Raw genomic sequence first — 23,804 nt, 5'->3', positions numbered from 1 at the left:
CCCCAGTGGGAGTGTCACCATCACGCTACCGATGATTACGTAAACATTTCTCGTCGGCCAGCCCACGCGGGACCGATTCACGGCCGCCAGGCCCTCTCATCTCTCCCGCCCCGCCCCCGCTCCCCGTCTCCGGACCCGCACGGTCACCGACGCAAGGAACCCCGCCATGACGCTCCTGTCGACGCGCGCTGCGGCACCACCACCGCCCCGCCCACGAGCCCGCTTCCGTCTCCGCGAGGAGGCCCTCGTGGGCTGGGGATTCGCCGGCCCGTTCGTCGCGGTCTTCGGCCTCGTCTTCCTCGCGCCGGTCGGATACGCGCTGTACCTGAGCCTCTTCCAGGACCGTCTCATCGGCGGCACCTCCTTCGTCGGCCTCGACAACTACGGCAAGGCACTCACCGACCCCCGCTTCTGGGAGGGGCTGACCCGGGTCGGCCTCTTCCTCCTGGTCCAGGTGCCCGTCATGCTGGGCATCGCGCTGCTCGTCGCTCTCGCGATCGACAGCGGCCGCCTCTACGGCAGGACCTTCTTCCGCGTCGCGATCTTCCTCCCCTACGCCGTGCCCGCCGTCGTCGCCGGCCTGATCTGGGGCTTCATGTACGGCACGCGGTTCGGCCTCGTCGGGAACATCGAGGACGCGTTCGGGATCTCCCTGCCGGACCCCCTCTCACCGTCCCTGGTCCTGGCCTCCATCGGCAACATCGTGACCTGGGAGTTCGTCGGCTACAACATGCTGATCCTCTACGCCGCGCTCAAGGTCGTCCCCCGGTCGCTCTACGAGGCCGCGGCGATCGACGGCGCCGGCGAGTGGCGGGTCGTCACCTCGATCAAGCTGCCCGCCATCCGCGGCGCGCTCGTCATCGCCACCATCTTCTCGATCATCGGCAGCTTCCAGCTCTTCAACGAGCCGAGCATCCTGCAGAGGCTCGCCCCCAACGCGATCACCAGCGACTTCACCCCCAACGTCTACACCTACTCGCTGTCCTTCTCGGGCCGGCAGCACAACTACGCGGCGACCGTGGCGATCGTGATGGGCGTCCTCACCGCGATCATCGCCTACGCGGTCCAGCTGCGCGGCATGCGGAAGGGCTGAGCCGATGACCACCTCCCTCACCGGCGGGTCCTCAGGATCCGGTACGCCGACCGCCCCCCGTGCGCCCGGTACCGACCCGGAGACCCGTCCCCGCGCGGACGTCCGCACGGGGACGGGCACCGGCACCCGAAGCGGCAAGCGTCGCAGGCGCCCCCCGCACACCCCGCTCGCCCCCCGCCCCAGCGTGCCGCTGACCCTCGTCACCGGCCTGGTCCTCGTCTACACCCTGCTGCCCCTCGCCTGGCTGGTCATCAACGCCACCAAGGACCAGAACGGACTGCTCGACTCCTTCGGACTCTGGTTCGCCGACGACAGCCACTTCTGGGACAACATCGGCCGGACCCTCTCGTACGACGACGGCGTCTTCGTCCGGTGGCTGCTCAACACCCTGCTGTACGTCGTCGCCGGCGCGGGCGGCGCCACCGTCCTCGCCGTCCTCGGCGGGTACGCCCTCGCCACGTACGACTTCCCGGGCCGCCGGGCGGTGTTCGCGGTGGTCCTCGGGGCCGTGGCCGTGCCCGGCACCGCCCTCGCCGTCCCCACCTTCCTGATGTTCAGCACCATGGGCCTCACGAACACCCCGTGGGCCGTGATCATCCCGTCGCTGGTCTCACCCTTCGGCCTCTACCTGATGTGGGTCTTCGCCGCCGAGTCCGTCCCCAGGGAACTCCTGGAGGCCGCACGCATCGACGGCTCCGGCGAGCTGCGCACCTTCGTCACCATCGCGCTTCCGCTGCTGACGCCGGGGACCGTCACGGTGCTGCTGTTCTCGATGGTCGCGACCTGGAACAACTACTTCCTGCCGCTGATCATGATCAAGGACCCCGACTGGTACCCGCTGACCCTCGGCCTCAACGCCTGGAGCGCGCAGGCCCAGACGGCGGGCGGCGAGGCCGTGTTCGACCTCATCATCACCGGCTCCCTGCTGACGATCGTGCCGATCGTGGCCGTCTTCCTGCTGCTCCAGCGGTACTGGCAGTCCGGCCTGGCCGCGGGCAGCGTCAAGGAATAGGCGCCCCGCGCGCCCGTCACCGCGCACACCTTCCGGCCCTCTTCCTGCCCTCTTTCCCACCTCCCCCGCCTCTCCTCGTCCTCCTCATCTCCCTCCTCTCCGCCGTACCCTCGACCAGGAGCACAGCCCATGAGAACGCAGATCACCCGCCGACTCCTCGGCACCCTCGCCGTCGTCTCCACGCTCGCGCTGACCGCCACGGCCTGCGGCTCCGACGCCACGGACGGCGGTGGCGGCAGCGGACCGAAGGACGTCGCGGCCGCGCTGGAGAAGGGCGGGAAGGTGACCGTGTGGGCCTGGGAGCCCACGCTCAAGAAGGTGGCGGAGGACTTCGAGAAGAAGTACCCCGGGGTCGACATCGAGCTGGTCAACGCGGGCACCGGCGACAAGCAGTACACCGCCCTGCAGAACGCGATGGCGGCCGGCTCCGGCGCCCCCGACGTGGCGCAGGTCGAGTACTACGCCCTCGGCCAGTTCGCCATAGGCAAGTCCGTCGAGGACCTCTCCTCCTACGGCGCCCAGCAGTACGGCACGACCTTCACCGCCGGCCCGTGGACCGCCGTCACCCGGGACAAGGCCGTCTACGCGCTGCCCATGGACTCGGGCCCCATGGCCCTCTTCTACAACAAGAAGGTCTTCGACCGGCACGGCATCAAGGTGCCGACGACCTGGGACGAGTACGTGGAGGCGGCCCGCGCCCTCCACAAGGCCGACCCCGAGATCTTCATCACCAACGACACCGGCGACGCCGGCGCCACCACCAGCCTCATCTGGCAGGCGGGCGGCCGTCCGTACCGGAGCCAGGGCACGGACGTCACGATCGACTTCGGCGACGAGGGCACCAAGAAGTACACCGCGACCTGGCAGAAGCTCCTCGACGAGAAGCTGGTCGCGCCGATCAGCTCGTGGAGCGACGCCTGGTACAAGGGTCTGGCCGACGGCTCCCTCGCCACCCTCTCCATCGGCGCCTGGATGCCGGCCAACCTGACGTCCGGGGTCGCGTCCGCCTCCGGCGACTGGCGGGTCGCGCCGCTGCCGCAGTGGACCAAGGGCGACAAGGCGAGCGCGGAGAACGGCGGCAGCTCGCTCGCCGTGCCGAAGGCCGCCAGGAACAAGGAACTCGCCTACGCCTTCGCGGAGTTCGCCACGACGGGGGCCGGTGCCAGCGCCCGCGTCGCCGCGGGCGCCTTCCCCGCGACGCGCGCGGACCTGGAGTCGGAGGCGTTCCTGGAGACCGCCTTCCCGTACTTCGGCGGCCAGCAGGCCAACCGGATCTTCGCCGAGTCCGCCCGTAACGTCGGGGAGGACTGGTCCTACCTGCCGTACCAGGTGTACGCGAACTCGATCTTCAACGACACCGTGGGCAAGGCGTACGTCTCCCCCACCACCCTCACCGACGGCCTGGAGAAGTGGCAGGAGGCCGGCGTGGCGTACGGCAACGACCAGGGCTTCACGGTGAACCGGTAGCCCGGGACGGAGCCGGGAGCGCGGAGCCGCGTCTCCCCGGCCGCCGGGCGGGTCCCGGTCGACGGAACCGACGCACGCGCGCGTAGCGTGAGGTGTGTCGGCTCCGTCGTCTCTCATCTGGAGATCCGCCTGTGTCCAGCGCCGCCCCGACCCGTACCGCTGTCGTCGAATCCCTCATGGACCGCTTCCCCGGAGTGCCTCCGGAGGCCGTGTTCAAGGAGGACCTGCTGCGCGGCGGACTCGCCTTCGACCCGTCCGCGCTGTCCGGGAACGAGGGGGGTGAGGTGAAGCCGAAGTCGTACTTCATCTTCTCCTTCGACCACCGCACGCTGCCGGAGCTCGGGGAGGCGGCGCTGAACCGTCCGCCGGAGGAGATCGTGCTCACGGGCGGGCCGTACGGGCTCCGCCGCACGGTGGTGTCGGTACGGGTCAACCCGTCGTCCCCCTACCGGGTGGCGCCGGACGGCGACGGGACGCTCGCGCTGTTCCTCGACGGGGTCAGGATCGCCGATGTCGGTCTGCCGCCGATGCCGGAGTACTACCGGCACCCGCTGGCCAACGGCAAGTCCGTGATGGAGGTCGCGCCGACCATCCAGTGGGGCTATCTGATCTATCTGACGGTCTTCCGGGTCTGCCAGTACTTCGGCGCCAAGGAGGAGTGCCAGTACTGCGACATCAACCACAACTGGCGCCAGCACAAGGCGGCGGGCCGCCCGTACACCGGAGTGAAGCCGGTCGACGAGGTCCTGGAGGCGCTCGAGATCATCGACCGCCACGACACGGCCCGTACCTCCACCGCGTACACCCTCACCGGCGGGGCGGTCACGTCGCAGGTCGGCGGGAAGGACGAGGCCGACTTCTACGGGCAGTACGCGCGCGCGATCGAGGAGCGGTTCCCGGGCCGCTGGATCGGCAAGGTCGTCGCGCAGGCGCTGCCGAAGGAGGACGTGCGGAGGTTCCACGACTACGGCATCCGGATCTACCACCCGAACTACGAGGTGTGGGACCGCCGGCTGTTCGAGCTGTACTGCCCCGGCAAGGAACGCTACATCGGCCGGGACGAGTGGCACCGCAGGATCCTGGACTCCGCCGAGATCTTCGGGCCGCGCAATGTCATCCCGAACTTCGTCGCGGGCGTCGAGATGGCCCGGCCCTCCGGCTTCCTGACGGTCGACGAGGCGATCGCCTCCACCCGGGAGGGCCTGCGGTTCTTCATGTCGCGCGGGATCACGCCCCGGTTCACCACCTGGTGCCCGGAGCCGACGACCCCGCTGGGCCGGGAGAACCCGGACGGGGCGCCGCTCGAGTACCACCTGCGACTGCTTGAGGCGTACACGGCGACGCTGGAGGAGTACGGGCTGACGGCGCCGCCCGGTTACGGGCCGGCCGGTCCGGGGCGTGCGGTGTTCTCGGTGAGTTCGTTCATGGACGCGCTGCCGCCGGCGCCGGGCGAGTAGCCGGGCGCGGGAACGCGAAGGAGCCGGTGCCCCCTCGGGGGTACCGGCTCCTTCGCGAAGGCGGGGTCGGGCCCGGCCGTGTCAGGCGGCGGTCTCCGCCGCCTTCTTCTTCGCGTCGGTGACGTCGGCGACATCGGTGGTGCCGGCGCCGTCTGTGGTGCCGGGGACGTCGGTGGTGCCTGTCGGCGCCTGCTTGCCGTCCCGGACGGACGGAGGGCGACCTCATCGCCGACCTGATGCCCGCCGCACAGGAGGCGGCCGCCGGGCACGACCATCTGACCGCGGCCTACGCGGACGCCGCGGTGTACGCGCCGGCCGACCCGGTCGCCACCCGGGACGAGAAGTTCTTCTACGGACTCGAGGTGGTTCTGGACGGACTGGAGATGCGACTGCCGCGCTGAACCGCGCTCGGGTCCGGGGGCGGCCACAGCCTCGCCGCGCCCGCGGCCCCCGCCAGCGCCACGGCCGTGAGCACGGCCGCCGAGGCGGCCGGGCCGGCCGTCGCGGCGAGCCAGCCTGCCAGCGGATAGGTGAACAGCCAGCAGGCGTGCGACAGGGAGAAGCGCGCCGCGAAGGCGGCGGGCAGCTCCCCGCTCCGGACGGAGCCGCGCACCACCCGGCCGCCCGGGGTGAGCACCGCCGAGCCGGCCGCGCCCGTGACCAGCCAGACCAGGAGCAGGCCGGGCCAGGACCATGCTCCGGGCGGGAGCGCGAGGCCGAGGGCGAGCAGCCCCAGCGCCCCGGGCAGGACGAAGGCGGCCCGCACCATGACGGCCCGGTCGCCACCCCGGTCCAGGACGCGCGGCAGCAGCAGGGCCACCGCCATCGAGCCCGCGCCGTACGCGCCGAGGGCGAGGGGGACGTCCCCGGCGGGGCGGCCGAGGGTGTCGCGGACGAGGACGACCGTGTCGACGAGCACGACCGCCCCGGCGGCCGCGACGGCCAGGTCGAGGGCGAGGAGGGCGCGCAGTCGCGGGGCGGCGAGGACGAGCCGGATGCCGGCGACCGCCCTGGCGTACGCACGGGGGCGGGGAACGGCGCCGCCCGTCGGCCCCGGCTCCGGATCCCGGTCGGGCAGGGACGTCGTGCGGACCAGGACGGCGGAGGCGACGAACCCCGCGGCGGTGCCGGCGAAGAGCCAGGCGTAGGGGACGACGGTCAGCAGCGCGGCGGCGAGCACCGGGCTCGCCAGGCTCTCCAGGTCGTAGGCGAGCCGGGCGAGCGACAGGGCGCCGGTGTAGTCGCGTTCGTCGGGCAGCACCTGCGGGATCGTCGCCTGGAACGCCGGCGTGAAGGCGGCCGAGGCGGCCTGGAGCAGCAGGATCAGGACGTACACCTGCCAGATCCGGCCGACGAACGGCAGGGCGAGCACGACCGCCGCCCGCGCCAGGTCCATGGAGACGAGCAGCGCCCGCCGGGACACCCGGTCGGCGAGGGCGCCGACGAGCGGGGCGAGGACGACGTACGCGGCCATCTTGATCGCGAGGGCGGTGCCGAGGACGGCGGCGGCGTTGGCGCCCGCCAGGTCGTAGGCGAGGAGGCTCAGGGCGACGGTCGCCAGCCCGGTGCCGCCGAGGGCGACGGCCTGTGCCCCGAACAGGCGGCGGTAGGTGGGATTGCGCAGCACGGACAGCATGAGGACGCCCCCGGTCGGCCACGGCGGACTGCGGACTGCGGACTGCACCAACGTAGCGGACATGTGCATGCTTGCGCACATGTTGACGCCAGGAGGTCGCGGTCGACGCGCGGTCAGGGCGCGGTCGAGGCGCTCAGTCGTGCCAGGGTTCGCCGCTCACCTCGTGGTCGGCGCGGCTGATCGCCTCGACCACCAGCCGTTTCAGATGCCCGTCCGGCATGGCGTAGACGACGCGGCGGCCGTCCTTGCGGAACTGGACGAGACCGGCGAGACGCAGTTTGGCCAGGTGCTGGCTGACGGCGGGGCGTGCGGCCCCGCAGGCCGCCGTCAGCGCGGTCACATCGGCCTCGCCACGGGTGAGCAGCCAGACGAGGTGCAGCCGGGTGGGGTCGGAGAGCAGGCCGAAGACCTCCGCCGCCGCCGAGAGTTCGAGCGCCCCCGGCGTCCGCTCGTGCGGCCGGGCGGCCGCGGCCGCGGGATCTACGCGCTCAGACATGCGCCCATCGTAGGCAGCGGACGGGCGGGCCTCAGACGCGCAGCTCCTTGGCCTCGAAGCGGCCCTCTCCGAGCACCAGGACGAAGGAGACCTGCTGGCCCTCGGAGAGCGTGCGGCCCTCGCCCTCGATGTCCTCGACGCTGAACCAGACCTGCTCCTCGGAGCCCACAGGGACGACGAATCCGTACCCGCCGGCGCGGTTGAAGGAATGGACGAACCCCTTGCTTCTGCCTTCCACGGCGGCCTCCTCGTCGTCACGGGCGACGCGACCGAGGGGCGAGGGCGCCGCGCTCGGCCGCACCGCGTCTCAGACGAGTACTACCCCCTGCGCCCGCTGTTCGCCCGTGGTGAGCCGCTCCGCGGCCGTCGCGCACCGCTGCCGGGGAGCGCGTGGGGCGACGCCGCCGCCCTTGATCACCTCGGCGTACCGGGCGTCGAAGAGGCCGTCCTCGGTGGCGGCGGCGGGTGGTGCAGACCACTGCCCCGAGTCTCGTAGAATATTCAACAGAGGCCCGGTGCCGGAGATCCCCCGTGTCCGACACCGGGCCTCTTCTTGCCCTTCCGACGCCCGCCGGGTTCCCGCGGGCCGTCCGCCCCGGCCTCTCGCCGGCCCTTCCTCAGGCCCTGCCACCCGGGTACGCGACCCTTGCCGTGATCGCCGCGATGCGCCGCGCCGACTCCTCCGGGGACGCCACCGGCTGCACGATGTGACTGACGGTGAGCCGCACGATCGTCTCCACCGCGAGCCCGCGGGACTCCTCGTCCACATCGGGCCAGGCCTCGGCGGCGTACGCGTCGAGCATCGTCATCGCCGTGCCGAAGACCGGTTCCGGGCGGGTCGTGAGATAGGCGAGGAGGTCGTCCTCGCCACCGCGGTCCGCGAGCAGGACACCCTTGACGAGGGGGTTGTCCACGGCCTGCTGCAGCGTGTAGCCGACCCCGGCCGCCGCCGCGGCCTCCAATGCGCCCCGGTGTGCGTCGAGTTCACCCTGGATCCCGAGCAGGAAGCCCTCCAGCTCGCGCTGGACGAGGGCCTTGCCGATGGCCTCCTTGGATCCGAACTCGTTGTAGAGGGTCTGACGGCTGATACCGGCGGCGCGCGCGATCGAGGTCATGCGCAGCCCACCCCACCCGTCGGCGGCGACGAGGCGGTAGGCGGCGTCGAGCACCTGCTCGCGCAGCAGGGACCGGACGCTCTCGCGGAAACGTGTCATCGTGGCCCCACTTTATCCATCGGGCCCCGCCCGGAACCGTCGCTCGGAGCCCTCTCGCGGCCCGGTACGGCACGGCGTCTCCGGCCCGTACGCGGCACGGCGTCTCCGGCCCGTACGCGGCACGGCGTCTCCGGCCCGTACGCGGCACGGCGTCTCCGGCCCGTACGCGGCGCGGTGGCTCCGGCCCGGAGTCGACCAATCAACCGCATCCTGATCGATATTCGATCATTCGACACTTTTGCATTGACTCGCTCATCGGCCACACCTAGCTTCTGGCGGCACCAGACCTCGAGAAAGGTGTCGCGTCATGACCATGGAGGCATTCCCGGGGCGGCGTGCGGTGGTCGGTGGGCTCGCCGCCGTCGCGCTCGCCCTCGCCGGCGGCGTCGCCCTCCCCACCGCGCCCGCCTCGGCCGCCGGGAGCACCACCTACGTGGACTGCTCACGCCCGGCCGCCGGCGACGGCGGTCAGGCCTCGCCGCTGAACAGCATCGCCCAGGCCAACGGGCGGACGTACGCGGCCGGGGACACCCTCGCCTTCGCGTCCGGCACCACCTGCACCGGCACTCTCGCCCCCAAGGGCAGCGGAACCGCCAACGCCCCCATCACGCTGACCAGTTACGGCAGCGGCGCACTGCCCGTGATCGACGGCGGGGGCGCCCCGGACGCCGTCTCCCTGATCAATCAGGACCACTGGCGGATCAGCGGCCTGAAGCTGACCAACCCCGCCGCCTCCCTCGCCCGTCGTACCGGACTGCGGATCTCCGCGACCGACGGACAGGCGCACCGGGGCTTCGACATCGGCGGTCTGGTCGTCGACCGGGTCGCCGGCCAGACGAACAAGAACAGCCCGACCACCGATGACTTCGTCCAGTCCGCCGGCATCGTCACGGGGGCGAGCGGCACCGGCTCCACCCTTCACGACGTCCACGTCCACGACAACCACATCAGCAACACCGGCGGCGGCGGCGTCAAGATCCGTGTCGGCGCCATGGCGGTCAAGGGCTCCGGGGTCCTGATCGAGCACAACGTCATCAAGGACGTCGGCGGCGACGGCATCATCGCCAGCTACGCCGACGCTCCGATGATCCAGTACAACAACGCCTCCGGCGTCGGCAACGGCGCGTACCCCTTCTCCGGCGGCAACTTCGCCGGCATCTGGGTGCTCGGCGACCACAACCCGACCATCCAGAAGAACGCGGTGTACGGGATCACCAGGATGTCCGTGGCCGACAGCCAGGCCTTCGACTGCGACTGGGGCAACACCGGCACCTGCCTGATCCAGTACAACTTCAGCCGCGACAACATCGGCGGCTTCTTCCTCGACTGCGACGGGTGCGGCACCATCGGCGGCGCCCAGCAGGTCATCCGCTACAACATCTCGGAGAACGACTGCCGGATGAGCAGCGTCAGCGCGGGCCGGTCCGCGCTGCGCATGTACAACAACGTCCTCTACTGCACCGACAAGAAGTTCAGCATCACCCTCCCCGACGAGAGCGTCGTCGAGAACAACATCTGGGTGGGCACCACCGACTCCCGGCTGCCGACGGCCGCGGGCATCTCCTGGCTCTGGAACGTCTTCCAGGGCGTGCCGAGGCCCACGGCCAACGGCATCGTGGGCGACCCGCACTTCGTGAACCCGGGCACGGGCGGAGACTCGCTCGGCTCCGCCGACGGGTACAAACTGCGCGCCACGTCGCCCGCGCTGAACAACGGATCCGTGATCGGCGGCAGCGGGGGCCTCGACTACTGGGGGAACCCGGTGTCGGCGACCACCAAGCCGCACCGCGGTGCCTACAACGGCCCCGGCATGTAGCCCGCGGCGCACCCCCGGCGGGCCGGTGTCAGGCGCCGGGGGTGCGCAGTACGGCCGCCCGGGCACCGAGGGGGCGGTGGGACGGAGGTGCCACGGCGCGCCGTCGCTCCCGTTTGGACCCGGTCGGGGGTGGGGCCGGGGGGAGACGGCGGTGCGCCGTGGCACCGGTCTGTGGGGTGGGGGTTACGAGGCGATGCTCGGGTCCGGGTCGAGGGCCGGGGCCGCGTCGCCGAGGACGTCGACCGGGCTCGCGGGGCCGGGCTCGCCGGGGTGGACCGCACAGGAGAGGGCGGTGGCCTGGCGGAGGGTCTCGGTCAGGTTCTGCCAGTCGAGGGCGGGCCGGGTGTCGGAGCGGCCGAGGACGAGGGAGGCGTTCCAGCGCATCCGGGGCACACCGGGGAGCGGTCTCAGTCCCCCGGCCTCCTGGTGCGAGGCGGCGAGGGCCATGGGGAGCATCGCGCAGCCGAGGCCGGACTGGGTGGCGGCGCGGACGCCCGCCATGGATCCGAGTTCGTGTATCTCGGGCGGGCTGTCGCAGCGCAGCCGGAGGAACTCGGGGAGCCAACGCTGGGAGGGACAGTCGGGGTCGGCGATGACGACCTGGCGGCCGAGGTTGCCGCGTCGGTGGCCGACGCTGGTGACGGGGATGAACTCGACTTCCTGGAGGCGTACTTCGGTCAGTTCGTCGGAGCGCTCGGTGTGCAGCTGGTCGGCGAGCTGGACCACGGGGTCCTCGGCGTCGACGACGGTGAGGACGAGGGCGCCGTCGATCGCGCCGGCCCGGAAGGCGTCGTGGACCTCGGCGGTTCCCATGACGCGCAAGGCGAGTTGGACGCCGGAGAGGAGCCGTCGCCCGATGTGGGTGACCCGGGCGAGCTGTTGCCCGTACGCGAGGGCGGGGACGATGCCCACAGTCAGCCGGGGCGGGTTGGCCGCGGGCCGGCGCAGGGCGGTCTCCATCTCACCGACGAGGGTGAGGATCTGGCGCGCGTAGTCGCACAGGACGGTGCCGGCGTGGGTGAGCCGGACGCCGTTGGGGAGCCGTTCGAAGACGGGCTCGCCGACCTGCCTCTCCAGGGCACGCATCTGTGCCGTGACGCTGGACTGCGAGTACCCGAGGCGTCGCGCCGCCTGGGTGAAGGACCCGGTCAGGGTCACCTCGCGGAAGGTCCGAAGGGTTCTTGCGTCGATGTCCACGTGAAATTCCCCCCTGCCGCGCAGGCGGCAGTTCCTCGCATCAGGTGGTTGGTCGTCCACCCGCTTCGATCGCCCCAGTCGGTTGTCGCACAAGCCGCAGGGGTGCCGGACGCCCCTTCGCGCCCGGCACCCCTGCTCGGCCGCGAAGACTCTACTCGGCGAGCTGCGCCGGGACCAACGGAAAGTCCAAGTCCGGCTGCGCAACGTGATTGAAGAAGTTCGACAGCACGTTGAGCGCGACGTGGCCGACGATCTCCGCGATCTCGGCGTCGGTCACGCCGGCGGCGCGGGCGTCGGCGAGGGAGGCGTCGGTGACACGGCCGCCGGTGGCCATGACGGCACCGGCGAAGCGGAGCACCTGGTCCATGTGCGGGTCGCCGGCGTCGCTGCCGTGGCGGGTGTCGAGCAGCTCCTGCTCGCTCAGGCCGACCTTGCCGCCGCGCAGGGTGTGCGCGGAGACGCAGTAGGTGCAGTCGTTGTGCTGCGCGATGAAGAGCGCGAGCTGCTCGCGCTGCCGGGCGCTGAAGCTGCCGCCGACGAGGGCCTCGCGCATGGCGAGGTAACCGCGGAGGGCGGCGGGGCCGTTGGCCAGCGCGGCATACAGGTTGGGCAGCTTGCCGAGCTGCTTGAGGGTGCCTTCGAGCAGCTCACGCTGCTCCTCGTTGGCGGTCTCTACGGTCAGTTGGGGCAGGCGGGGCATGGAGCTCTCCTTGAGCCGGACCAAGATGGAACTGATCGGTACCATCGAGACGGTACCGATCGGTTCCATCTGGCGCAACGGGAGGCAGGCACTCCCCTTTTGATTGCGGGATCACCTATACGGCACCGAGTGGTACCGTCTGGTATGGCCACGAACGCGAAAGAGCGGCTCCTCAGCGCGGCGGAGCGTCTGTTCTACGAAGAGGGGATCCGGGCCGTCGGCATCGAGCGGATCCTGTCCGAGTCCGGAGTAGGCCGCGCCTCCTTCTACCGCCATTTCCCCAGCAAGGACGATGTCGTCGTCGAGGTCCTGCGGCGCCGGGACGGCATGTGGCGCGCCTGGCTCGACGGCAGGATCGCGGCGAGCGGGCGCTCCCCCGAGGAGCTGCCGCTGGCGCTCTTCGACGGCCTCGCGGAACGCTTCGCCGCGGCCTCGTTCCGGGGCTGCGCCTTCATCAACACGATGGTCGAGACGGCCGATCCGGACAGCCCGGCCCACCATGTGGCGGCCGAGCACAAGGAGAAGGTCATCGCGGTCCTCGACCGGCTGCTCACCGAGGGCGGCTACCACGACCACGAGGCCCTGGCCCGCCAGCTGGCCCTGCTCGGCGACGGAGCCATCGTGACGGCCCTCCGCGAAGGCACACCGGAGGCGGCGGTACGGGCCAGGAGCGTGGCGGAGGTCCTGCTGAGGACGGCGGAGCGGGAGACGGCGCGGGTCTAGGGCCTGTCGTCACACTCCCGTCCGCCCTCGGGGCGACGACGGGAGTGTGACGACAGGCCCTAGTGCCGGCGGCGGAGGACCCGGGCGCCGCCGTGCGGCGGCGTCCGGGTCCTCCGCCCTCGGTGCGGGGCGGGTGTCCAGGTCAGTGCGGGGTGGGTGCCACCGGGCGCAGTGCGTTCCGGCGCACCTTGCCGGAGCGGGTGCGCGGGAGCCGCGCGACCACCTCGACCCCGCGCGGCACGAAGACCGGCGCGAGCCGCTCGGCGGCGAGCGCGAGCAGCTCCGCCCCGATGCGCCCGTGCACATCGGTGATCAACTCTCTCCTCTGCGGGCGGAGTTCCACGACCGCGTACGGAGCGAGGCCGCCCTCCGGGTCCGCGCACGGCACCACCGCCGCGTCGGCCACCTCCGGGTGGGTGCGGAGCACCGCCTCGATCTCCATCGGGGACACCCGGTGGCCGTGGGACTTGAAGACCTCGTCCATCCGTCCCAGCAGCCGGATCGAGCCGTCCGCGCACCGCTCGCCCCGGTCGCCCGTGCGGTACAGACCGTCGGCGAACGCCTCCGCCGTGCGCTCGGGCAGCCCCGCGTACCCGCGCATCAGCCCGGGTGGACGCTCCGTCAGATCGACGCAGACCTCCCCCGACGCCCCCCGCTCCCCCGTCTCGGGGTCGCGCAGCACGATCCGGTAGCCGGGGAGCGGGTGCCCGAGCGGGGCGAGGGGTTCCGTGCCGCCGGGGGCGCGGCCGATGAGCGCGGTCGCCTCCGTCTGCCCATAGCCGTCGCGGACCCGTACGCCCCACGCCGCCTCGATCCGTCTCACCGTCTCGTCGGTCAGGGGTTCTCCGGCCGCCGTCGCCTCGCGCAGCCGCGGTGCCGCCGTGCCCCCGCTCACGTACGGGAGCAGGGACCGCCAGGCGCTGGGCGGCGCGCAGAAGCTGGTGACGCGATGTGCGGCGAGGGCGCCCGGCAGCGCGGCCGGCGGGAGGCCGCCGTCCGGGGGCGCGAGCACGGTCGCCTCCGCGGCCCAGGGCACGAAGAAGCTGGACCAGGAGTGCTTGGCCCAGCCGGGGGCGGAGAGGTTGAGGTGCCGGTCGCCGGGGCGCAGACCGCTCCAGTACAGGCTGGAGAGGTGCCCGACGCCGTATCCCGCGTGGCTGTGCTCGACGAGTTTGGGCAACGAGGTCGTCCCGGAGGTGAAGTAGCAGAACGACGGGTCTGCGGCGCGGGTCGGCCCGGCCGGGACGAAGCGGGGCCCTCCGGGACGACGGGTGTCGGGGTACGGGACCCAGCCGGCCCGGTCCGTGCCGCCGACGGCCACCCGGACCCCCGGCACCGAGCCCGCTCCGGACAACTCGTCGAGCAGAGGCACGAGTTCGGGTGCGCTCACCACATGCCTGATGCCGCCCCGGTCGATCCGGTCGGCCGCCTCGGCGGCGGTGAGGTCCTGGTAGCCGGGGACGACGATGGCGCCGAGTTTGACGCAGCCGAGCAGGGTCTCCCACAGCTCGGCGCGGGTGCCGAGGAGAATCAGGACGCGGTCGCCGCGCCGGACCCCGTGCGCGCGCAGTGCCGTCGCCAACACATCGGAACGGGAACGGAGTTCGGCGAACGAGACCCGGTCGACGACGGGGACGTCGCCGTCCGGGCCCGGCCGGCCCAGGAGTTCCAGCGCCGGCCGGTCGTTGCCCTCGGCGATGACGTCGAACCAGTCGAGGGCCCAGTTGAAGTACTCGGCACGCGGCCACCGGAAGGCGGCACAGGCCGCCTCCCGGTCGCCGCGGAGCCGCAGCAGCAGATCCCGCGCCGCCCGGTACTCCTCGTGGGCGGCTGTTCCGGAGACGCCGTTCACCCGATACCCCCGAGCACCGCGGAGCCGGTCACCGGGCGGCCCGACCGGTCGCCCTCCGCGACCCCCGCGGCCCCCACCAGTGCCTCCGCGATGGCGTCGGCGTCCCGCGTGAACGAGCCCCACCGCCCGGGCCGGCCGCTGCCCACCTGTGTGAACCAGCGGGTGAACTCGCTCGGGATGCCGAGGACATGGGTGCTGGTGTCCACCGAGCCGTCGACCCGCACCGGGTGGAACGGGGAGTCGGTGCAGTCCAGGCCGCCGGTGGCGAACTCCTCCGCCCCGTCGGCCGCGTTGGTGAAGGTACGGATCTCCCCGTCCGCCATGAGGCACCGGATCAGCGGGTCCCGGTCCGCGGCCAGGTCCGTGCCCGGCACCCGGGCGTCCACGACCACGTCCAGCGGCACCCAGGAGTTCTCCACCTGCGTCGACTCCACCACGAACCGCCCCTCGACCGGATCCGCCCCGAACCGGGCGCCCGGGCCGACCGGTTCGAGGACACCGGCCGCGAGCAGCGCGAGGAACTGCTCCGAGCGCAGCGGCGGCGGTCCGGTCGAGACCATCGCCGCGACCGGACCGAACTCGGCGAGGAACCAGCGGTGCGAGGCCGGGGTGAGCCCACCGAAGTCGACGACGGTACGGATCGTCTGCCGGACGTCCCGGAGGACGTCGGCGGCCGCCTTCAGGGGCCCCTCGGCATTGCCCTGGCGCGCCTCGAAGAGGTCGGCGCGCAGCCACTCGGTGAGCACCTTGTGGTACTCGGCCGGGGAGCCGAAGCGCCGGCTGCCGAAGGGCCGGGCGAGGGCGTCGAGTCCGGCGATCGGCCGGGCGTCGACGCGGTAGCCCGCGGCGAGGCGTTCCAGGACCCTGAGGTCGGGCCGGGGGTCGGGCCGGTCGGCGAGGGCCTGCGCGCCGCGCTCGGTGAACTCGTCGGCGGCCTCGGGGCCGTGGACCTGGCGGATCCGGGTGGCGAGGAGGACCAGATTGACCTCGGCGAGCAGCCACGGCAGGACCGACTCCTCGAAGTCGAGCGGGGCCTCCTCCGCCCGGACCGCGGCCATCCGTTCGGCGGTGAACAGCCGTGCGTGGTAGCGGTGTTCGGGGCTCTTCTGATTGGCTCCCCGGGTGAGCAGGGGCACTCCTCCTCGCGAGCCCGCCAGGATCCGGGGCTCCTTGCCGCTGGGCAGGTAGAGCAGCCCGTCGCAGCCCTCGGTGAAGGTGCCGCCGCGCCCCAGGGTGAGCTCGGTGAGGATGTCGTAGAAGGTGAGCCCCATGCCGAGGATGCCGACGCTCGCGCCCGCGGGGATCGCGGCGAGCGGCATCTCGCTCGCCGAGCCGCCCGCGATGTAGCGGACGGGACGGGCGGGTGTGCTGTGTTCGCGGGCGAACCGCGTCCAGTCGCGCTGGCCCGCGTCGAGCTCGTTGACGGGGTGGCCGGTGGCGAGGACCACCCGGTCGACGGTGAGGACGTCACCGCGGTCGAGCCTGAGCCGGTGGGTGGCCCCGTCGGTGCCTCCGTCGCCGCGGCCCCGGTCCGCGCAGATCACCCGAGCGGGGACCCGGTGGACGGTGAGGGACGGCGGCAGGTTCTCCTCGATCCGCCGCATGACATGGGCGAGGTAGCGGCCGTAGACGGCACGGGGCGCGTAGCCCTCGGGCTCCGCTCCCGCCGGGTCGTCCGCGGCCCACCACTCGCCGAGGGAGGGTCCGGCGCCGGGCCGGTGCGGCCCGTCGTCGGCCGGCCCCGAGAACATGGTGACCTCCTGCGCCGGGGTGTTCATCAGGAACCACGGCGACTGGTCCGTCCGCCAGATCCGCCCGGCCCCCGCCTCGTACGGATCCACCGCGAAGACCTCGACCGGCCGGGCGGGCGGCGTCTCGGCGCAGCGGGCCGCGAGCCGCTCCAGTACGGAGAGGCCGCGCGGGCCCATGCCGACGAACGCGATCCGCAGGGGCTTCGCGGACGGCACCGGGGTGTCCCGCGGCACCGGGTCCGGCGGCGGATGGGCGGCCGCGGCCTGGTCGTGCTCACGGGCGACCCGGCCGAGCATGCCGGAGAGCTGGCGTGAGGTCATCGGAATGGTCCTCCTGCTGGTGGTGAGCAGCGGCAGCGCGCCCAGGTCCGTCCACTGCAGGCGTCCGTCCGGTGCGACGGTGGACCGGACGGCTCCCCGGTTGTCGGGGTGCAGGCAGAACGGCACGTCGAGCAGGCCGCGGTCGAAGGCCTTGAGCAGGGCGACGCCCAGGTCGTCCGAGAGCCCGAGGACGGTGGTGACCAGGGCGCGCGCCTCGACGAGGGTCTCCTCGGCGTCGGCCTCGGCGGCGGACCTGGCGGCGTGGTGCGTGCCGCGCCGGGGCGCGGAGCGGGCGGCGTCGGCGGCGATCCGCAGGGCGGTCAGGTTCTCCTCGACCGTCGGGATGCGGTGCGCCTCGGTCTCGGTCTTGACGATCAGGCGCTGCGCCCCGCCCCTGACGGCGAGTTCGGCGCTGCGGCGGAGCAGCAGCCTCGCGCCGGGCACGGTCCTCGGATAGACGCCCATGTACGTGTAGAGCACGATGTGGCGGTCGACGGACGGTGGCAGGAACTCGTCGGCGAGCAGCCGCAGCGCGGTGAGCGCACCGGTGTCCTGGGCGGGATGGGTCTGCTGGGCGTAGCTGAGGGAGACGCTGGTGGCGCCGTTGGCCGCGAAGAACAGGCACTCCAGGAGCGAGACGGCGACGAGCAGCGACGGCGGGCAGAGCTGGCCGAGGAGGCAGCCGCCGAAGGATTCGAGGTGGGCCCGGCGGCCGTGCGCGCGGCTCTCCTCGGTGAGGAACTGGACGGAGTCGCGCCAGGCGGCGACGGATTCGGCGAGCGGGGTACGCCCGTAGGGCAGGCAGTACGAGACGGGGCCGCCCTCGGAGGCGGCGAGCCCGGCCGCGGCCATGGTGCGGAAGATGGCCAGCGGGTCGGCGGAGCCGTGCCGGACCTGGACCGGGGTGGCGCGTCCGGCCGCCGCGGCGACCCGTGCGGTGGTCTTGGGGCCGTGGCTGACCAGCGGGAACCCGTTGAGGGGCCGGCCGGCGCGCAGGGCGGCGGTGGCGGCGGCGTGGTCGCCGACGCGGGTGTAGCTGTCGATGGTGAGGGTGGCGACGGTCCTTTCGGGGAGCGCGGCGACGGCGGCGACTCCGCCGGCCATCACCTCCGGCGCGACCATCCCCATCCGGGGCTGGACGACCAGTTCACCGGCCGCGGCCGACTCCTGGACGAAGGCGCCGAGATCGCCGGGGGCGAGCGGGGGCGGGGCGTTGGTCGTCAAGCCGCGGCCCGCCCGGTACACGCGCCGCCGAGGTCGGCCAGCCGGCGCAGCAGAGCGGTGGGCGGGGTGCCGTCCGCGTACACCTCGTCGTATCCGGCGTCGAGGAGTTCGGCGGTGCGGGTGGCGGCTCCCTCCGGGGAGATGCCGAGGAGTCCGCCGATGACCATGGGCAGGGCGCGGGTCTTTCGGTCGGCGCGCAGGGCGCGCGCGGCCCGCAGTCCGTCCTGGTGGCCGTGACCGTTGACGGAGGAGAGGACGACGAGGTCGGGGCTGGTCATCCGGGCGGTGTCGACGAGAAGTTGCTCGGGGACGCAGGGGCCCAGGTTGAGCACGGAGTGCCCGTGCTCCTCCAGGAAGAGCTGGAGGTGGACGAGGTTCCAGGTGTGGGCGTCGGAGGAACCGGTGGTGAGCAGGACCCGGCGGGAGGGCTCGGGACTGCTGCGCAGGGGCTGGGGCCGTGCGGACGGGGTCATGGCGTCTCTCTCCGGAAGGGTGCGGGCGGACGGGCGGGTGTTCGGGCGTGGTGCGGGTGCGACGCGGACGGCGCGGAGTACGTGGGTGACGCGGACTGCGGGGCGGCTCGGGCCGCTCGGGCGGCCGTGAACCGCCGGGGCGTGCTCGGGCCGGGCGCGGTGCGGCTCGGCCGGACGCGCTTCGGTGCGCCGCGCGCCTCGGGGCGGCCGCGGGGTGCGTGCGGTGGGGCGTGGCCCCCTGGCCCGTGCCGACGCGAGCGGGACGTCGTACGGACGGAGCGGGCGTGTGTCCGTACGGACGCGGTCGGTGCGGCGTACGGGCGCGGCGCGGGTGGGGCGGTGTGCGGCTCCGGCCGCGCACGGGCGGACCCTTGCCCGGTACGGGTCGGGCCGCGCGTGCGGGTCGGGGCCCGGGCGCGTACGCGTCGGGCCTCGGGCGCGCGGGCGGCCGAACGGGGCGTGCGACGCGTGCCGGCCCGGCGCGGGGCCGAGGCCGCCGGGCCCTCGTGGGGGCGGACCCGGTGACCTCGTGACCCTGCGGGGCCCGGGCGTTCGTGCGCGCCCGGGGGGTGCCTGGTGGTGACTCAGGCGCCGCCGGCCGCGGCGCCGACGCCCGTGGTGATCTCGCCGGCCCCGGGGGTGCGGGCGGCGGCCGGCCGGGCGCGGACGGCGAGGACGGTGCAGCCTTCGGCGCTGGACATCTGGTGCCGGGTGCCCGGCTCCTCGACGACGAGGTCGCCGCGGTGGAAGCGGCGCCCGTCGCTGTGGTCGAGGGTGCCGTCGAGGACGAGCATCAGCTCATGGCCGAGGTGCTCGTGGAAGTCGCCGTGCGCACCGGGCGGGAAGCGCAGCAGCAGCGAGGCGGAGTCCTCGTCCTCGTCCGGGTCGGGACCCCAGAGGACGACGAACTCGACGCCGACGCGGCCGGGTTCGGTCCACGGCACCCAGGGCAGGTCGGTCTGGTCGAAGCCGTTGCGGAGCACATTGCGGAAGACGGTCACGTCAGGCATGGGCGCGGACCTCCGAGGCGGCGTCGCGCTGGGCGACGATGGACGGGATGCCGTCGGGACCCCACGGCTTGGGCCCGTTGACGATGGGGGCGCCGATGAGCGAGCCGAACTCGCGCCAGGCGCCGTCGTAGTTGCGGATGTCGGGCAGACCGAGGAGCTCGCTGAGCACGAACCAGCTGTGCGCGGAGCGCCAGCCGACCCGGCAGTAGACGACGGTCGGGGCGTCGGTGCGGACCCCGGCGTAGGCGGCGGCCAGCTCCACGTCGTCACGGAAGGTGCCGTCGGGGCGGACGGCGGTGTGCCAGGGGATGTGTTCGGCGGAGAGGGCGTGGCCGCAGCGCACGCCGAGGTCCTCCGGCACGCCGGGCGGGGTGTTGCTCTGCCCGAGGTACTCCTCGATGGAGCGGACGTCGAGGATCTGGTGGCGTCCGATGTGGTCGAGCATGTCCTCGCGGCGGGCGCGGATCGTCTCGTCGACGGCCGGTACGGGGTACGGGACCGGCTCTCGCTCCGGTGCGTCCTGGGTCAGGGGGGCGCCGAGCGCCTCCCAGCGGAGCCGGCCGCCGTCGAGGATCCGCAGCTCCCGGTGGCCGTACAGGGTGAACTGCCAGTATCCGGCGGCCGCCCACCAGTTGTTGTTGCCGCTGAGGAGGACGACGGTGTGGTCGGCGGAGATGCCGTGCCGGCCGAGGAGGTCGGCGAAGGCCTCGGGGCCGATGACGTCCCGGCGGACCGGGTCCTGGAGGTCACCGGTCCAGTCCAGACGGACCGAGCCGGGGATCCGGCCCAGCTGGCTGCCGCCGTCGGTGATCTCGACGAGGACCGTGTTCTCTTCCCCGGCCTCGGGGTTGCGCAGCTGTTCCATGATCTGCTCACAGCTGACGAGCAGTCTGTCTCGGTTCACGAGCGCTCCGTTGAGGGTGAGTACGCGGAAGTGCGGGCGAGGAGAGGGGGTTTCACCATCGGGGTGAGCGCCGGCGGGACATCACCGGAGGAGGTCCCGCCGGCGGAGGCGCCCCCGCCGGGGGTCACCCCCGGCGGGGAGTCACCGCCGGCGGGGAGTCACCGCCGGCGGGAGCCGGTCACCACCAGTACGCCGGGTACTTGCCGATCACGCCGAGGCGCGAGGCGAGCAGGCCCACCAGGACGAGCAGGGCGCTGCCGACGGCGAGCAGGACGAGGAAGCGCAGGGGCGCGGGGTCCTGGAGGACGGCGAGCACGGCGGTGGCGGCGGCGGGCGCGTGGACGGCCCGCAGCAGCAGCATCAGACCGACACTGAGTCCGGCGGCGACGGCGGCCACCCAGAGGGAGTGCCCGAACAGGGCGACGGCGACGAGGCCGAGGACACCGGAGCCGACCTGCCCGAGCATGACGCCCCGGGGCTGGGCCGGGGGCAGCACGGGGGTGCTGCAGATGATCATGGCGGTGGCGGCCAGCGGGGCGATCATCAGGAGCTGGTCGGTGGCCTCGCCGAGGGCGACCAGGACCACGAGGGACACGATGGTGGCGAGGGTGCCGAGGACGGCGGGCCGGCTGCCGGGGAAGGGCGGGGCGCCGCCCGCCCAGCGGCCGCGGGCGGGCGGGGTCGCCGCACCCGTGGGGGTCTGGGTCTGGTTGCTCACGGTGTTCTCTCCTTGGCGGGGCGGGCGGAGGCGGGGCGGGGCGTGAGGCCGGACGGGCGGGGCCTCGGGAAGGAGGGGCGGGCGGCCCGTCCCGCGGGTGCCGCTTCCACCGCGGGACGGGCCTGCCGGGGTCAGCGGTGGGTGCCGCCGAAGTAGCGCATCGCCTGCCGGTGGACGACCTTGCCGATGCGGTGGCCCATCTCGATGCCGGGCTCGTTGTCGAAGCTCCAGTGCATGCCGCCGTAGACCCGGGAGATGCCGGCCTGCCGGGCTGCCTCGCTGAAGGTGGGCCAGTGCAGGACGACGTCCGTGCGCGGGGTCAGGCCGGGCTCGACGGTGGAGGCGCCCGCCTTGAAGCGGTACGAGTCGCCGAAGGAGTCGGAGCCGGTGAACCGGCGCAGGAACTCGGCGGCGGCGCCGGAGAAGGTGCTGTGCCCGGAGACGGTGGCCGGGAAGGGCGGAACGGCCACGTACGCCTGCCAGTCGACGCCGTCCATGGTGACGCTGCCCTGGCCGGGGCCGCCCCAGGAGCGGATCTGCTGACCGCGCCGGTCGTACGGGATGAGGGTCGAGGGGCGCGCGAAGTCGTACTGGGCCTTGACGGCCCAGGAGCCGATGGCGGCGTCGCACTCGGCCATGTTGAGGCCGAAGAATATCTGCGCGTCCTCGTCGACGCCGTAGCCGTCGCGGGCGGAGACGTAGCGGCCCCACATCTGCTGCGCGCCGGGCGGGGTGACGTCGTCGTTGAGCCAGAACTCGGCGATGGCCTTCTGCTCGTCCGTCAGGTTGGCGCTGATGTCGAGGAGTTCCTCGATCGCGGCCGTCATCCGGACGGTGGGGTACGCGGGCGGCGCGGGGACCGTGAACTGGTCGGGGCGGGACAGGGCGAAGGGCTGCATCACCGCGAACTGCGGGGTGAGGTAGCGCTGCGTCTTGCCGCCGACGATCAGCGGGGTCCAGTGGGCCGGGTCCGTGACCGTGGACGGGTCGAAGGCCCCGGCGATCTGCGGGGTGTTGCGCGGCTGGTAGCCGGTGGTGTCCGAGTAGGCCGGGGTGCCGAGCTGGTTGGCGCCGTCGGCGTGGCGGTACTCGAGGACGGCCTGCGCGGTGCGGCGGCCGATCCAGGCGGGGCTGTTGCGGCGGGGGTCGGTGATCTCGGGGTCGTGGCCGAGGCTGCGGAGCATGTTGTCGATGGCGACCTTGTACTCGGGGTACAGGTCGAGCAGGGCGAGGTGGGCCGCGTAGCTGATGGCCTCGTTCTTGTTGTCGAGGGTGCGCTCGGAGCGGGGCCGGCGCAGGGCGCCGCCGAAGCGGGTGCCGACGGCACAGTGGTCGTAGCAGGCCCAGGCGTCGTAGATGGCGTTGTGGATGATCGCGAGGGCCCGGGCGTTCACGGTGGCGGGGCCGAAGCGGTTGCCGGCGGCCTGGTAGCGGCCGAGGATCGCGTCCATCGCGGCCTGGTTCCAGCGGACGACGACGCTGGGGTCGGCCACGGCACCGGGCCGGCGGCGGCCGGTGCGCGTCTCCGCCTCGAAGCTGGTGGGCACGGCCCACGCGGCGGTGCCGGGCAGGGCGAGCGCCCCCGCCGCGGCGGCCGACGTGGTGAGCACCCGGCGCCGGGTGAGGGCGGTACGGGCCGCGGGGGTCGTGGTGGAGGCGGGAGCGGCGGGTCGGTGGGACATCCGTGAATTCCTTCGCATGCTGCCGGGAGCGGATGGACGCGGTCCGAGTCCAGGGATCACCCGCAAACTCGAACAGTGCTCAGGCTGGCGAGATTTGATCGCGTGCGGCAACGGCCGATCGACTTCTTCCATAGCGGGCATGCAAGGAAGCGATGGGCGTCGCGGGGGTGCTCGGGACGTGGTTAGCGTGGCCCACGGCGTCCGATCCTCCTGCCGGGATTTCGGCGTGATCCGAACGGTCCGCCGCCCCGGCTCCGCCCCACCCGGCCTCGATCCGCCCGCACGGCCCCGCCCGGCCCCCGCGTCGACTCGTGATGGAGATGCCCGCGCATGACCGTTTCCTCCCAGGTGATCCCTGCCGCCACCTCTTCCGCCCCGGGGAGCGCCACCCCGCCGCCCGCCGCTTCCTCCTCTCCGCTCGGCCGCTTCGACCGGCTCGCGCCACGCCTGCACCGGTACGGACTGGGCATGCTCAGGGCCGGTCTGGGCGGCGTGTTCGTGTGGTTCGGGGTCCTCAAGGTCATCGGGCTGAGCCCGGCGGCCGCGCTCGTCGTCGCCGTGCTGCCGTTCCCGGCGGGCGACTGGTTCGTGCCCACGCTGGGCTGGGCCGAGGTGGCGCTCGGCCTCTGGCTGGTGTCGGGGCGCGCCCGCGCGCTGGCCCTGCCGGTGCTGACCGCCCATCTCTGCGGCACCTTCGCGGTGCTCGTCCTCACGCCGTCGATGGCCTTCGCCCACTCCAACCCGCTGCTGCTCACGCTGGTCGGCGAGTTCGTCGTCAAGAACGTGGTGCTGCTCGCGGGCGTGGTCGTGGTGACGACGCACCCCCGCCCCTGAGTCCGTGCTCCCTCCGCGCGATGCGGCTCAGCGGGTCTCGTGTGCGTGAGAAGGACACTCGTGCCGGCGGACAACAAACCTGTGGCTCGGTTTGCCCGTTGAGGTTCTCCGCGCCCCGCCGGAGCATGTCCGCCGCCCTGCCCGCCACCCCCCTCACCACCCGCGTACGCAGCCCGTTCACGACCAGGAGGAGCCCGGACTCCCGATCCGCACCGAAGCGCTCA

At 73.1% G+C, this 23,804-nt stretch carries 22 protein-coding genes; 8 read left to right on the top strand and 14 right to left on the bottom strand.

Features of this window, described 5'->3' with window-relative positions:
- Positions 1–166 precede the first annotated feature (166 nt).
- The 5 genes from OG392_RS29435 to OG392_RS29415 all read left to right on the top strand — a co-directional run bounded on the left by OG392_RS29435 (position 167) and on the right by OG392_RS29415 (position 5,430).
- On the top strand, positions 167–1,093 hold the full coding sequence (locus OG392_RS29435; protein ID WP_329284386.1) for a carbohydrate ABC transporter permease: 927 nt from the start codon (positions 167–169) through the stop codon (positions 1,091–1,093).
- Between the two features lie 4 nt (positions 1,094–1,097).
- On the top strand, positions 1,098–2,105 hold the full coding sequence (locus OG392_RS29430; RefSeq protein ID WP_329284383.1) for a carbohydrate ABC transporter permease: 1,008 nt from the start codon (positions 1,098–1,100) through the stop codon (positions 2,103–2,105).
- 129 nt (positions 2,106–2,234) lie between these two features.
- Entirely contained in the window at positions 2,235–3,572 is a 1,338-nt protein-coding gene (locus OG392_RS29425; RefSeq protein ID WP_329284380.1) for an ABC transporter substrate-binding protein, read from the top strand.
- A 176-nt stretch (positions 3,573–3,748) separates the two neighbouring features.
- Positions 3,749–5,029, top strand: a complete 1,281-nt coding sequence (locus OG392_RS29420; RefSeq protein WP_329287523.1) for a radical SAM protein — start codon at positions 3,749–3,751, stop codon at positions 5,027–5,029.
- Positions 5,030–5,265: 236 nt separating this feature from the next.
- A complete protein-coding gene (locus OG392_RS29415; protein ID WP_329284378.1) occupies positions 5,266–5,430 on the top strand; it encodes a hypothetical protein in 165 nt (54 codons plus the stop codon).
- On the opposite strand, the gene OG392_RS29410 is transcribed toward OG392_RS29415, so the two are convergent.
- The 5 genes from OG392_RS29410 to OG392_RS29390 all read right to left on the bottom strand — a co-directional run bounded on the left by OG392_RS29410 (position 5,379) and on the right by OG392_RS29390 (position 8,375).
- Positions 5,379–6,665: an MFS transporter gene (locus OG392_RS29410; protein ID WP_329287521.1), complete on the bottom strand. Its 1,287-nt coding sequence runs from the start codon at positions 6,663–6,665 to the stop codon at positions 5,379–5,381. The genes OG392_RS29415 and OG392_RS29410 overlap by 52 nt on opposite strands.
- 133 nt (positions 6,666–6,798) lie before the next feature.
- On the bottom strand, positions 6,799–7,161 hold the full coding sequence (locus tag OG392_RS29405; protein ID WP_329284375.1) for an ArsR/SmtB family transcription factor: 363 nt from the start codon (positions 7,159–7,161) through the stop codon (positions 6,799–6,801).
- 31 nt (positions 7,162–7,192) lie between these two features.
- Positions 7,193–7,399, bottom strand: a complete 207-nt coding sequence (locus OG392_RS29400; RefSeq protein ID WP_329284373.1) for a cold-shock protein — start codon at positions 7,397–7,399, stop codon at positions 7,193–7,195.
- A gap of 69 nt (positions 7,400–7,468) precedes the next feature.
- On the bottom strand, positions 7,469–7,666 hold the full coding sequence (locus OG392_RS29395) for a hypothetical protein (RefSeq protein WP_329284371.1): 198 nt from the start codon (positions 7,664–7,666) through the stop codon (positions 7,469–7,471).
- A gap of 112 nt (positions 7,667–7,778) precedes the next feature.
- Entirely contained in the window at positions 7,779–8,375 is a 597-nt protein-coding gene (locus OG392_RS29390) for a TetR/AcrR family transcriptional regulator (protein ID WP_329284369.1), read from the bottom strand.
- 307 nt (positions 8,376–8,682) lie between these two features.
- On the opposite strand from OG392_RS29390, the gene OG392_RS29385 reads away from it, so the two are divergent.
- Positions 8,683–10,191 carry a right-handed parallel beta-helix repeat-containing protein gene (locus tag OG392_RS29385; protein ID WP_329284366.1) on the top strand — a complete coding sequence of 503 codons (1,509 nt, stop codon included), beginning with the start codon at positions 8,683–8,685 and terminating at the stop codon, positions 10,189–10,191.
- Positions 10,192–10,374: 183 nt separating this feature from the next.
- Here OG392_RS29385 and OG392_RS29380 read toward each other — a convergent pair whose 3' ends face one another.
- Complete coding sequence (locus OG392_RS29380) at positions 10,375–11,388, bottom strand: LysR family transcriptional regulator (RefSeq protein WP_329284363.1); 1,014 nt, start codon at positions 11,386–11,388, stop codon at positions 10,375–10,377.
- Positions 11,389–11,539: 151 nt separating this feature from the next.
- The gene (locus tag OG392_RS29375) at positions 11,540–12,088 is read right to left on the bottom strand and encodes a carboxymuconolactone decarboxylase family protein (protein WP_329284360.1); all 549 of its coding nucleotides are present in this window, start codon (positions 12,086–12,088) and stop codon (positions 11,540–11,542) included.
- A gap of 144 nt (positions 12,089–12,232) precedes the next feature.
- Here OG392_RS29375 and OG392_RS29370 point away from each other — a divergent pair, with 144 nt between their 5' ends.
- The gene (locus OG392_RS29370) at positions 12,233–12,811 is read left to right on the top strand and encodes a TetR/AcrR family transcriptional regulator (protein WP_329284357.1); all 579 of its coding nucleotides are present in this window, start codon (positions 12,233–12,235) and stop codon (positions 12,809–12,811) included.
- 142 nt (positions 12,812–12,953) lie between these two features.
- Here OG392_RS29370 and OG392_RS29365 read toward each other — a convergent pair whose 3' ends face one another.
- From OG392_RS29365 to OG392_RS29335, 7 genes are all read right to left on the bottom strand, one after another.
- Complete coding sequence (locus OG392_RS29365; protein WP_329284355.1) at positions 12,954–14,663, bottom strand: acyl-CoA synthetase; 1,710 nt, start codon at positions 14,661–14,663, stop codon at positions 12,954–12,956.
- The gene (locus OG392_RS29360) at positions 14,660–17,959 is read right to left on the bottom strand and encodes an FAD/NAD(P)-binding protein (protein WP_329284352.1); all 3,300 of its coding nucleotides are present in this window, start codon (positions 17,957–17,959) and stop codon (positions 14,660–14,662) included. The genes OG392_RS29365 and OG392_RS29360 overlap by 4 nt, the downstream gene beginning before the upstream one ends.
- Positions 17,956–18,432, bottom strand: coding sequence for a cobalamin B12-binding domain-containing protein (locus tag OG392_RS29355; RefSeq protein WP_329284350.1), 477 nt, complete (start codon positions 18,430–18,432; stop codon positions 17,956–17,958). Before OG392_RS29355 ends, OG392_RS29360 begins: the two co-directional genes overlap by 4 nt.
- A 584-nt stretch (positions 18,433–19,016) precedes the next feature.
- Entirely contained in the window at positions 19,017–19,442 is a 426-nt protein-coding gene (locus OG392_RS29350) for a cupin domain-containing protein (RefSeq protein ID WP_329284348.1), read from the bottom strand.
- Complete coding sequence (locus OG392_RS29345; protein WP_329284346.1) at positions 19,435–20,346, bottom strand: sulfurtransferase; 912 nt, start codon at positions 20,344–20,346, stop codon at positions 19,435–19,437. Before OG392_RS29345 ends, OG392_RS29350 begins: the two co-directional genes overlap by 8 nt.
- Before the next feature lie 178 nt (positions 20,347–20,524).
- Entirely contained in the window at positions 20,525–21,064 is a 540-nt protein-coding gene (locus tag OG392_RS29340) for an HPP family protein (protein ID WP_329284343.1), read from the bottom strand.
- A gap of 131 nt (positions 21,065–21,195) precedes the next feature.
- Positions 21,196–22,746, bottom strand: coding sequence for a vanadium-dependent haloperoxidase (locus OG392_RS29335; RefSeq protein ID WP_329284342.1), 1,551 nt, complete (start codon positions 22,744–22,746; stop codon positions 21,196–21,198).
- Between the two features lie 330 nt (positions 22,747–23,076).
- On the opposite strand from OG392_RS29335, the gene OG392_RS29330 reads away from it, so the two are divergent.
- Positions 23,077–23,580, top strand: a complete 504-nt coding sequence (locus OG392_RS29330) for a hypothetical protein (RefSeq protein WP_329284340.1) — start codon at positions 23,077–23,079, stop codon at positions 23,578–23,580.
- Positions 23,581–23,804: the final 224 nt, after the last annotated feature.

Origin of the sequence: Streptomyces sp. NBC_00691 (assembly GCF_036226665.1) — a bacterium.
In the GTDB taxonomy this organism is placed as follows: domain Bacteria; phylum Actinomycetota; class Actinomycetes; order Streptomycetales; family Streptomycetaceae; genus Streptomyces.
Note: the sequence above shows the minus strand (reverse complement) of the source record. Positions and strands in the feature narration are given on the sequence as shown.